The 10,961-nt window shown below is 70.8% G+C and carries 9 protein-coding genes; 7 read left to right on the forward strand and 2 right to left on the reverse strand.

The genetic code is table 11. The features are described from left to right. The first annotated feature begins 111 nt into the window (after positions 1-111). The 5 genes from kdpF (at position 112) to ACWEK3_RS37495 (ending at position 6,319) form a co-directional block, all read left to right on the forward strand. Positions 112-201, forward strand: coding sequence for a K(+)-transporting ATPase subunit F (kdpF, locus tag ACWEK3_RS37475; RefSeq protein WP_016434100.1), 90 nt, complete (start codon positions 112-114; stop codon positions 199-201). A gap of 8 nt (positions 202-209) precedes the next feature. Beyond that, the gene (gene kdpA / locus ACWEK3_RS37480) at positions 210-1,871 is read left to right on the forward strand and encodes a potassium-transporting ATPase subunit KdpA (protein WP_384428307.1); all 1,662 of its coding nucleotides are present in this window, start codon (positions 210-212) and stop codon (positions 1,869-1,871) included. Further along, the gene (gene kdpB, locus ACWEK3_RS37485) at positions 1,871-3,994 is read left to right on the forward strand and encodes a potassium-transporting ATPase subunit KdpB (RefSeq protein ID WP_450545464.1); all 2,124 of its coding nucleotides are present in this window, start codon (positions 1,871-1,873) and stop codon (positions 3,992-3,994) included. The genes kdpA and kdpB overlap by 1 nt, the downstream gene beginning before the upstream one ends. Before the next feature lie 5 nt (positions 3,995-3,999). After that, a complete protein-coding gene (gene kdpC, locus ACWEK3_RS37490; protein ID WP_450545462.1) occupies positions 4,000-4,632 on the forward strand; it encodes a potassium-transporting ATPase subunit KdpC in 633 nt (210 codons plus the stop codon). A gap of 118 nt (positions 4,633-4,750) precedes the next feature. Then, complete coding sequence (locus ACWEK3_RS37495; RefSeq protein WP_453251765.1) at positions 4,751-6,319, forward strand: glycoside hydrolase family 43 protein; 1,569 nt, start codon at positions 4,751-4,753, stop codon at positions 6,317-6,319. 200 nt (positions 6,320-6,519) lie between these two features. Here ACWEK3_RS37495 and ACWEK3_RS37500 read toward each other — a convergent pair whose 3' ends face one another. Then, entirely contained in the window at positions 6,520-6,726 is a 207-nt protein-coding gene (locus ACWEK3_RS37500; protein WP_361414866.1) for a DUF5999 family protein, read from the reverse strand. A 395-nt stretch (positions 6,727-7,121) separates the two neighbouring features. Then, entirely contained in the window at positions 7,122-7,706 is a 585-nt protein-coding gene (locus tag ACWEK3_RS37505; RefSeq protein WP_384428298.1) for a hypothetical protein, read from the reverse strand. A gap of 555 nt (positions 7,707-8,261) precedes the next feature. Here ACWEK3_RS37505 and ACWEK3_RS37510 point away from each other — a divergent pair. Next, positions 8,262-9,779: a glutamate--cysteine ligase gene (locus ACWEK3_RS37510; protein WP_453251766.1), complete on the forward strand. Its 1,518-nt coding sequence runs from the start codon at positions 8,262-8,264 to the stop codon at positions 9,777-9,779. Between the two features lie 234 nt (positions 9,780-10,013). Beyond that, positions 10,014-10,811, forward strand: coding sequence for a CPBP family intramembrane glutamic endopeptidase (locus tag ACWEK3_RS37515; RefSeq protein WP_450545489.1), 798 nt, complete (start codon positions 10,014-10,016; stop codon positions 10,809-10,811). Positions 10,812-10,961: the final 150 nt, after the last annotated feature.

A 10,961-nucleotide genomic window follows, 5' to 3' on the forward strand; every position in this document is an offset into this window, starting at 1 on the left:
GTCCGTTCGTCTCTCACTCCAGGAGTTCGCGATGGCCGATGTGGCCTTCGTCGTCGTCACGCTCGCGGTGTTCGCGCTCGTGGCCCTCGCCGTCAAGGGGGTGACGAAGCTGTGACCGCCGAGAACATCGTCGGCCTGGTCGTGGCCGTCGCCCTGCTGGGCTATCTCGTCCTCGCCCTGATCTTCCCGGAGAGGTTCTGAGCAGCGTCATGAGTCCCGTACTCGCCGGAGTGCTCCAGTTGCTCGCTCTCATGGCCGCGCTGGCGCTCGCCTACGTACCGCTGGGCACCTACATGGCCGGCGTCTACCGCGCGCAGCGCCACTTGCGGGTCGAGAGATGGATCTACCGGGCCGTCGGCGCGGATCCGGACGCGGAGATGCGCTGGCCCGCGTACATCCGCGCCGTGCTCGCCTTCTCCCTGGCCGGTGTCCTCTTCCTGTACCTGCTCCAGCGGATCCAGGGCGTGCTGCCGCTCTCGCTCGGCTTCCGGTCCGTCGGCCCCGCCCAGGCCTTCAACACCGCCGCGTCCTTCGTCACCAACACCAACTGGCAGTCGTACGCGGGCGAGCAGACCATGGGGCACGTGGTGCAGACCGCCGGTCTCGCCGTGCAGAACTTCGCCTCCGCCGCCGTCGGCATGGCGGTGGCCGTGGCCCTGGTGCGCGGCTTCGCTCGGTCCCGCACTGGTGAACTGGGCAACTTCTGGGCCGACCTGGTGCGCGGCACCGTGCGCATCCTCCTCCCGCTGGCCGCGGTCGCCGCGATCGTGCTGGTGGCCTGCGGGGTGATCCAGAACTTCTCAGGGATCCACGAGGTCGGCCAGTTCTTCGGCGGCGCGCAGCAGTGGAACGGCGGCGCGGTGGCCTCCCAGGAGGCCATCAAGGAACTGGGCACCAACGGCGGCGGCTACTTCAACGCCAACAGCGCCCACCCCTTCGAGAACCCGACCCCGTTCTCCAACCTCTTCGAGATCTTCCTGATCCTGGTGATCCCCTTCGCCCTGACCCGGACGTTCGGCGTCATGGTCGGCTCGGTCCGGCAGGGCTACGCCATCCTCGCGGCGATGGCCACCATCTGGCTCGCCTTCGTCTCCCTGATGATGTGGAGCGAGTTCGCCCACCACGAAGGCGCGCTGCGGATCGCGGGCGGCGCGATGGAGGGCAAGGAGGTCCGGTTCGGCATCGGCGCCTCCTCGATCTTCGCGGCGTCGACCACGCTCACCTCTACCGGCGCCGTCGACGCCGCGCACTCCTCGCTCACCGGGTTCGGCGGCGGGATCGCGATGCTCGGCATGATGCTCGGCGAGATCGCGCCCGGCGGAGTCGGCTCCGGCCTGTACGGCATCCTGATCATGGCCGTTATCGCGGTCTTCATCGCCGGTCTGATGGTCGGGCGCACACCCGAGTACCTGGGCAAGAAGATCGGCTCCCGGGAGATCAAGCTGGCCGCCGTCTACATCCTGATCACCCCGGCGCTGGTGCTGGTGTTCAGTGCCTTCTCGATGGCCCTGCCGACCCCGCCGCACTCGGCGCTCAACCCGGGGGCGCACGGATTCTCCGAAGTGCTGTACGCCTACACCTCGGCCGCGAACAACAACGGCTCGGCCTTCGCCGGCCTGAACGCCAACACCGACTGGTTCAACACCACGACCGGGCTCGCCATGCTGCTCGGCCGCTTCCTGCCCATGGTGTTCGTCCTCGCCCTGGCCGGCTCCCTGGGCGCGCAGCAGCCGGTGCCGGTCACCGCGGGCACCCTGCGCACCGAGAAACCGCTGTTCACCGGCATGTTGGTGGGCGCCGTCCTGATCGTCGTCGGTCTGACGTACTTCCCGGCCCTCGCACTGGGCCCGCTCGCCGAGGGGCTGGCGTGATGACCACCTCCACACGGAACCACGAGGACTCCATGTCCGCAGTCACCAGGACCCGGGCACCGCACAGCGACGTGCCCACCGGGCACCCGTCCGGCCCAAGCCGGGTCGGTGCCGGTCTCTTCGACGCCCGGCAGCTGGTCAGGTCGCTGCCCGACGCCTTCCGCAAGCTCGATCCACGGGTGATGGTCAAGTCACCGGTGATGTTCGTGGTGTGGATCGGCTCGCTGCTGACCACCGCCTTCTCCCTCACCAGGCCGGGCGACTGGTTCGGCTGGGCGATCAGCGCCTGGCTGTGGCTGACCGTCGTCTTCGCCAACCTCGCCGAGGCGGTCGCCGAGGGCCGTGGCAAGGCGCAGGCGGAGACCCTGCGCCGGGCCAAGACCGACACCGTGGCGCACCGGGTGGACGGGACCGAGGTCCCCGGCACCGAGCTGCACGTCGGCGACCTCGTCGTGTGCGAGGCGGGCGACGTCATCCCCGGCGACGGGGACGTCGTCGAGGGCGTCGCCTCGGTCGACGAGTCGGCCATCACCGGCGAGTCGGCGCCCGTGATCCGCGAGTCCGGCGGCGACCGGTCCGCGGTGACCGGGGGCACCAAAGTGCTGTCCGACCGTATCGTCATCAAGATCACCACCAAGCCCGGTGAGACCTTCATCGACCGGATGATCGGCCTCGTCGAGGGCGCCGCCCGGCAGAAGACGCCCAACGAGATCGCGCTGAACATCCTGCTCGCCTCGCTGACGATCGTCTTCCTCCTCGCCTGCGCCACACTGCCGCCGTTCGCCGACTACGCGGGCACGCACCTGACCATGGTGGTGCTGGTCGCGCTGCTGGTCTGCCTGATCCCGACGACGATCGGCGCGCTGCTGTCGGCCATCGGCATCGCGGGCATGGACCGGCTGGTCCAGCGCAATGTGCTGGCGATGTCGGGACGGGCGGTGGAGGCCGCCGGTGACGTGTCGACGCTGCTGCTGGACAAGACCGGCACGATCACCCTCGGCAACCGCCGGGCCGCGGAGTTCGTCCCGGTGCGCGGTACCACCGCCGCCGAACTGGCGGACGCCGCCCAGCTCTCCTCGCTGGCCGACGAGACGCCCGAGGGCCGCTCCGTGGTGGTGCTGGCCAAGGAGAAGTACGGGCTGCGCGAGCGGCACCAGGGCGAACTGGCCGGAGCCGAGTGGATCGCGTTCACCGCCCAGACCCGGATGTCCGGCGTGGACGTGGACGGCCGCAGGATCCGCAAGGGCGCGACGGGATCCGTCATCGCCTGGGTCGAGGAGCAGGACGGGCGGATCGCCGAGGACGCCGACCGCCTCTCGAAGGAGATCTCCGCGGCTGGCGGCACACCGCTGCTGGTCGCCGCGCAGGACCAGGACGGCGCCCGGGTCCTGGGCGTCATCCACCTCAAGGACGTGGTCAAGGACGGCATGCGGGAACGCTTCGCCGAACTGCGCCGGATGGGCATCAAAACCGTCATGATCACGGGCGACAACCCGCTGACCGCCCGGGCGATCGCGGACGAGGCCGGTGTCGACGACTTCCTCGCCGAGGCCACGCCCGAGGACAAGATGGCCCTGATCAGGCGCGAGCAGAGCGGCGGCAAGCTGGTCGCGATGACCGGTGACGGCACCAACGACGCGCCCGCGCTGGCCCAGGCCGACGTCGGCGTGGCGATGAACACCGGTACGTCGGCCGCCAAGGAGGCCGGCAACATGGTCGACCTCGACTCCGACCCGACCAAGCTGATCGAGATCGTCGAGATCGGCAAGCAGCTCCTGATCACCCGCGGCGCGCTCACGACGTTCTCCATCGCCAACGACGTGGCGAAGTACTTCGCGATCATCCCGGCCCTGTTCGCCGCGGTCTACCCGGGCCTGGACAAGCTGAACATCATGCAGCTGTCCTCGCCGGACTCGGCGATCCTGTCCGCGGTCGTCTTCAACGCGCTGGTCATCATCGCGCTGGTGCCGCTCGCCCTGCGGGGTGTGCGCTACCGGCCGACGAGCGCGGACCGGATGCTCCGCCGCAACCTCGCCGTCTACGGCCTCGGCGGGCTGATCGCGCCCTTCGTCGGGATCAAGCTCATCGACCTGATCATCTCCCTGATTCCCGGGATCGGCTGACGCACATGAACCAGTCCTTCGCGAACACCGGCCGTCTGCTGGCGGCGGGCCTGCGGGCACTGCTCGCGCTGACCCTGCTCACCGGCGTCGTCTACCCGCTCGTCGTCACGGGCGTTGCCCAGGCCCTCCTCGGGCACCGGGCGAACGGCTCGGAGGTCAGGGAGAGCGGCAGGGCCGTGGGCTCCTCCCTGATCGGGCAACAGCACTACGGCCTCGACTACTTCCAGCCGCGCCCGGCCGCTGGGCTGGGCACGAACACCCTGAACACCCAGTACAAGCTGATCCTTTCCGGCGCCACCAACCTCGCCGCCGACAACCCCAAGCTGGTCAAGGCCATCGAGCAGGCACGGGCCGAGGTGGTCAGGGTCAACTCCACGTCCGACTACAAGGTGAAGCCCTCCCAGGTTCCGGCCGACGCCGTGACCTCCTCGGGTTCGGGTCTGGATCCGGACATCTCCCCGGCGTACGCGCTGCTCCAGGCGCACCGGGTGGCGGAACGCAACCACCTGTCCGTGGCGCGGGTCGAGCACCTGGTGCGGGAGCACACCGAGAGCCGCACCCTCGGCTTCATCGGCGAGCCGCGGGTGAACGTCCTCCAACTCAACGTCGCGCTCAGGGAACTGACCACGGGCCGCTGACGGCCCGCCCGCGCCCCGCGCACCCTTGTCGCCTTCCGGAGCCGCACCTACAGTGCGGCTCCGGAAGGTTCGCCGTCAGCGGCGAAAGTTTCGGGGATTCAGCGAGGGATGACGGGAAATGAAGGGACCGACCGCCGTGCGGACGTACGAGAACCCCGTGATCGGAGGCTTCCACCCCGATCCCAGCGTGTGCCGGGTGGGCGAGGACCACTACCTGGTGTGCTCCAGCTTCGAGTACTTCCCAGGGGTCCCGTTGTTCCACAGCCGCGACCTGGTGCACTGGCGGCAGATCGGCAACGTGCTGGACCGGTCGGGGCAGTTGGAGCTGCCGGACGACCTGCCCGCCTCCGCCGGCATCTACGCCCCGACGATCCGCCACCACGACGGCCGCTTCTACGTGATCACCACCAACGTAGCGGCCGGGGGCACCTTCCTGGTCAGCGCCGAGGATCCGCGGGGGCCCTGGTCGGACCCGGTCTGGATCGACCTGGCCGGGATCGACCCCGACCTCGCCTGGGACGACGACGGCTCCTGCTGGTGCGCCGTCGCAGGGGTGCGGGTGGCCCGGATCGACCCGGCGACCGGCAAGGTCCTGGAAGGGCCGCTGCCGGCCTGGTCGGGGACCGGGCTTCAGCACCCCGAAGCGCCGCACCTGTACCGGATCGGCGCCTGGTGGTACCTCATGCTGGCCGAGGGCGGCACCGGGCACGGCCACGGCGTCTCGATCGCCCGCGCCCGCTCCCCGCGCGGCCCCTGGGAACCCGCGCCGGACAACCCGGTCCTCTCCCACCGCGGCACCGACCTGCCCGTCCAGTGCACGGGCCACGCCGACCTGGTGCAGGCGGCCGACGGCACTTGGTGGATGGTGCTGCTCGGCACCCGCCCCCGGGGATGGTTCCCGGAGTTCCACGTGCTCGGCAGGGAGACCTTCCTGACCCCGGTGGAGTGGGCGGACGGGTGGCCGCGGGTCGGCCCGGTGCGCGAGCGGCATCCGGCGCCCGTGGCCTGGCACCCCCTGCCGCCGCAGCCCGACCGGGACAACTTCGACGCGCCGTCCCTGGCGCCGGTCTGGATCTCCCCGCGCAGCAGGCCGGAGGGCTCCTGGTCGCTGAGCGAACACCCCGGCCGGCTGACGCTGCACGCGACCGGCGACAGCCTCGACCGGCCCGGCCACACCTTCGTCGGACGCAGGCAGCAGCACCCCGACTGCCGGGTGGCGGCGCGCGTCGAGGCGGGCTCGGGCCGGGCCGGCCTGTCCGTCCGGCTGGACGAGGCGCACCACTACGACGTGGAGATCGGCGGGGGAGTGGTGGGCGTGGTCGCCCGGATAGGGCCGCTGCGGCAGCGGATCGCGGAGCACCCGGTGCCGCCCGGACCGCTCACCCTGGTCGTGGACATCCGCACGGACGACGTGCCCGCGCCCACGGTCACGGATCCGGACCGGCCGGCCACCGGCGTGCGGGCGGCGCCCGGGGTCCGCGCGGCGGGCCCGGACGTGATCGCCTTTTCGGCCGAGGGCCCGGAGGGCACGCTGGCGCTGGCCGAACTCGACGGGCGCTATCTGTCCACCCAGGTCGCGGCCGGCTTCACCGGGCGGGTGATCGGCATGTACGTCACCGAGGGCAGCGCGGCCTTCGACTGGTTCGACTACCAGCCGCGGCATCCGCGCCGACCCGTCGGCGGCTGACCGTCGGCGGTCCCGTGCACCGTCGGTGAGGGGAGGCGCCCGGACCTGCGCCGTGACGGGCGGCTCCCGGGACGGCGACGGTGTCACCGGCCGGTCACCGGAGTTGTCGGCCCCGGACACGCGTCGGGGCCGGTCCGCGCAGGCGTGCGCGCCGGCCCCTGGTGATCCGCGGGCGGTTCGCCGAAGCCGCCCGGTGGTGCTCAGGCGGCGGTCACCACCCGGTCGGCGCCCAGCGGGCGGTGCGGGGCGATGATCTGGCCGTCCGGCAGGAGCTCACCGGTGTCCTCGAAGAACAGGACGCCGTTGCACAGCAGGCTCCAGCCCTGCTCCGGGTGGTGCGCCACGAGACGGGCGGATTCCCGGTCGGCGGAGTCGGCTGTCGGGCACGGTGGCTGGTGCTGGCACATTGATGGGATCTTTCGCTCTGTCGTGTGGTCGCTGTCGGCTGTCGTACGTGTCCCGCGGCTGATGGTGTTCTTCATGGCCGCCCCCCGTTGTCGAGTCGGTCCAAAACCAGTGTTCCCCCACGGGCCTGATTCCGCAGGGATTTCGCAGCACCGCTTCTCACCGGTTGGAGACGCGTCACACGCACGAGCGGTTCATCCCGACAGCACCGCCTCTTCGGATGGTTCGCACTGGCCGGATGGGGCTAGTCCGATGGGACCCCCTGTCGCGAACGCGGGTCGTGCGAGCGGATTTCGCCACGTACGAGTGTCTTCGGCGGCTGAACGGCCGAACGGCGTCGTATCCCGTCGCCGGGGATTCCGGCAGCGGGGTACGAGGCCGATCGGCGGGCGGGCGGTCAGGCGGGGGAGCCCAGGAGCCGGATCGGGGTCACCCGGTGGGTGAGGACCGGGAGAAGGTCGGCGACCGGGTGCGGAAGGTGGGCCGCGATACCGGGCGGGGCCGGCGCGAGCGGCACGAGCAGGTCGGTGGCGGCGGGGTGGCCGGTGGCGCCGTCGTCGGAGAGGTCGCCGTGCAGCCACAGCGTGAGCATGTACAGGCTGGGTATGGACAGCAGTCGCGGCTGGTACGGCTGGCTCAGGGCCTCCGCCTGACGCAACGCGCGCTCGGTGGAGGCGACGTAGGGGCCCTCGAAGAAGTGCGAGAAGGTCCAGCCGTCGGGGGTCAGGATGGTCTCGGCCGCCGCCACCGCGTGGTCGCCGCAGCGGATCAGGAAGCGCCATCCGGCCAGCCTGGTCGCGGAGATTCCCTCGGGGGTGATCCGGTCCAGGACGTGCACCGGCAACGGAAGCTCGGGGGTCGCGGGCTCCTGGGCGGATCGCAGTGCGGGGGACCCGGCCTCGCGGACCGCGGTGGGGGAACCGAGTGCCGTGAGGACGGAGCGCAGGGCGGGCGCGGGAGCCGGGGGTACATGCAGCGGCATGGTGGGACGCCTCTCATTCGACAGGCACGGTGGCGCGAGGGCGGGCTGGGTGCGGACGGCGTTGTCAGCTCTCAGGGCAGGAGCAGGCTGGGGCCGGGCTCTGGTGAGCGAGGGGTGCGGGGCGCGGCCTGCCTCACGGGCTCCTGACAGGGTTCAGGGCTGTGGGCGCCAACTTCTGCTGTGGTGCAGAGTTTATACGACAAATGTTCAGGTGGTGTTTCGCCTAGCTGTTTTCGATGTGAACGGCAAGAGCCAATTCGGCCGGAGTCGATCGGGAATCATCCCTGCTCCGCGTCAGCCGTATCGCGATGACCTCGGGTTGTGCCCGCACGGCGGTCGGCCTGATCTTGTCGGCGTTTTTCACGAGTTTCATGGGGTACTCGAAACTGCTGGCTGCCGCATGCCCCGTGAATGTGCCTCCGGTCACACAGCACCAGAGTAGTCGGTGCGGGGCGGGAGCGGGACGTTATCGATCGCGTTGGCGGGGCATCATCCCTCCTGACCGGGACCCCGGCGGCCGGATCTTCGGTCCGCCTTGCGAGGAGGGACGCTGCGATGGGGGAGAAGGTCGTCGCCGGCCAGTTGGACCTGTCGGACCGGAACCGCTACCGCGACAAGCTGCGGCGGTGCCTGACGGGGCTGGAGCGGTTGCTGGAAGAGAAGCGGTTCGACCGGCCGAAGAACCTCATGGGGCTGGAGATCGAATTGAATCTGGTCGGCCCCGACGGCATGCCGAAAATGCTGAATGCGCAGGTTCTCGAGCGCATCGCCAGCCGTGACTTCCAAACAGAACTCGCCATGTTCAATCTGGAAGTCAACATTGCCCCACACCGCCTGGGCGGCCGGGTATTCGACCAGCTCGCCGAGGAGCTGCGGACGTCACTGGCATATGCCGACCGGAAAGCCGGTGAGGTGGACGCAGGAATAGCGATGATCGGCATTCTGCCCACCCTCGGCCGGGACGACCTGGTGTCCTCCAACCTCTCCGACGTCGACCGCTACGTGCTGCTGAACGATCAGATCGTGGCGGCCCGCGGAGAGGACTTCACTCTCGACATCGACGGCGTGGAACATCTCACCTGCACCTCGAAGTCCATCGCGCCCGAGGCCGCCTGCACCTCCGTGCAGCTGCACCTCCAGGTCACCCCGGGCCGTTTCGCGGACGTGTGGAACGCGGCAGAGGCCGCCTGTGCCGCGCAGATAGCCGTCGGAGCCAACTCGCCCTTCCTCTTCGGGCGCGAGCTGTGGCGGGAGTCGCGGCCGCCGCTGTTCCAGCAGTCCACCGACACCCGCCCGCCCGAGCTCCAGGCCCAGGGAGTGAGGCCGCGCACCTGGTTCGGCGAACGGTGGATCTCCTCGGCGTGCGACCTCTTCGAGGAGAACCTGCGCTACTTCCCGGCCCTGCTGCCGATCTGCGACGGCGAGGACCCCCTCGACGTGCTGGAGTCGGGCGGCGTGCCCAAGCTGGCCGAGCTGGTCCTGCACAACGGCACCGTCTACCGCTGGAACCGCCCGGTCTACGACGTCGCGGACGGCGTGCCGCACCTGCGCGTGGAGAACCGGGTGCTGCCCGCCGGACCCACCGTCACCGATGTGATCGCCAACGCGGCCTTCTACTACGGCCTCGTGCGCGCCCTGGCCGAGGAGCCCCGGCCGGTGTGGACCCGGCTGCCCTTCGAGGCCGCGGCCGCCAACTTCGACGCCGCCTGCCGGTACGGCATCGACGCCCGGTTCACCTGGCCCCGGCGCGGACGCCGCTCGGGCACGGCCGAGATCGACGCCGTCACTCTCGTCCGTGACGAACTGCTGCCGCTAGCGGAGGCCGGACTGAGGGCCTGGGGCGTGGAGCGCGCCGACCGGGACCTGTATCTGGGCGTGATCGAGGAGCGGTGCCGGCGCCGGACCAACGGCGCGGAGTGGCAGGCCGCCACCTTCCATCAGGCGCTGGAGCAGGGGATGGGCCGGGAAGCCGCACTGGCCGCCACCACCCGGCGCTACCGCGAGCTGACGAAGTTCGGCGAGCCGGTCCACACCTGGCCGATCGGCCTGCCGGAACCGGTCCCGGCCGGCTAGTGCTGTCCCCCGACGACCTGCGGTTCCCTGTGCCTTGAACCGTGCACGGGACCCGCCGGCCGTGCCGCCTCGCCGTAGGCGGGGGGCACTCGTGCCCGCCGGGGAGGGATCGGGCAAGCTGTGACGTCCCACGACGGTGGCGCCGCGCGTGCGCACCCGTGCCGGAATCCGGCCGTACCCGTGCGGCGGGCCGGCGCGCCCCGTGGTGGGACGACCGAACTGGAGGCAGGTGTGCTGGCGGAGTCACAGCCGGTGGGCGACTCTCAACCGCAGGAGCGGCCGTCGCGGCGGATCCTCCGCGACGAGACACTGCTCGTCCTCGGGCTCTCGCTCGGGGCGAGCGGAGTGTCCGCGCTGATCAGCTTCGTCGGGTCGGTCACCAAACCCGGTGGGCTCAAGGACCAGGCCGCCACGCTCAACGCCTCCGCTGCCCCGGGCCGTCCCTGGCTCGACCTCGCCTGGCAGCTGTTCGGGATCGCCACGGCCCTGATCCCCGTGGCCCTCGTCGCCCACTTCCTGCTGCGCGAGGGGCGGAGCCTGCGCACGCTCGGCTTCGACCGCACCCGCCCCTGGCCGGACCTCGGCCGCGGGGCGCTGGTCGCGGCGGTGATCGGCAGCACCGGCATCGCCTTCTACCTGGCAGCCCGCGCGTTCGGCTTCAACCTCACCGTGGTGCCCGAGGCGCTGCCCGCCGTGTGGTGGAAGTTCCCGGTGCTGATCCTGTCCGCGCTGCAGAACGCCGTCCTCGAAGAGGTCATCGTCGTCGGCTATCTGCTGCGCCGGCTCGGGCAGTTGGGCTGGACCCCGGGGTCCGCGCTGGTGGCCAGTTCCGTACTGCGCGGCTCGTACCACCTCTACCAGGGCGTCGGCGGTTTCGTCGGCAACATGGTGATGGGCGTGGTCTTCGTCTGGCTGTACCGGCGGTGGGGCCGGGTCGGCCCGCTCGTCGTGGCGCACTCCCTGCTCGACATCGGCGCGTTCGTGGGCTACGCCCTGCTGGCCGGGAAGGTGGGCTGGCTGCCGACGGCGTGAGCGGCACGGGGAACTTGCCAGGGGGCGTACGACGGTGTCTTACGCCCCTCGGCGTTCCTAGTGCCCCGACAGACAACGTTCGCCCCGTCGCGACGCCCGGCACGCCCTCTCGCCGCACCGGCCGAAAGCCCAAGTACGTCCAGTACGAGG

This window comes from Streptomyces sp. NPDC004721 (assembly GCF_053601495.1).

Bases quoted from the DNA above. Each gene is read 5' to 3' on its own strand.
- ACWEK3_RS37510 (WP_453251766.1), top strand. From the start codon at position 8,262: ATGGGGGAGAAGGTCGTCGCCGGCCAGTTGGACCTGTCGGACCGGAAC.
- kdpC (WP_450545462.1), top strand. From the start codon at position 4,000: ATGAACCAGTCCTTCGCGAACACCGGCCGTCTGCTGGCGGCGGGCCTG.
- ACWEK3_RS37495 (WP_453251765.1), top strand. From the start codon at position 4,751: ATGAAGGGACCGACCGCCGTGCGGACGTACGAGAACCCCGTGATCGGA.
- kdpB (WP_450545464.1), top strand. From the start codon at position 1,871: ATGACCACCTCCACACGGAACCACGAGGACTCCATGTCCGCAGTCACC.
- kdpA (WP_384428307.1), top strand. From the start codon at position 210: ATGAGTCCCGTACTCGCCGGAGTGCTCCAGTTGCTCGCTCTCATGGCC.
- ACWEK3_RS37505 (WP_384428298.1), bottom strand. From the start codon at position 7,706: ATGCCGCTGCATGTACCCCCGGCTCCCGCGCCCGCCCTGCGCTCCGTC.
- ACWEK3_RS37500 (WP_361414866.1), bottom strand. From the start codon at position 6,726: ATGTGCCAGCACCAGCCACCGTGCCCGACAGCCGACTCCGCCGACCGG.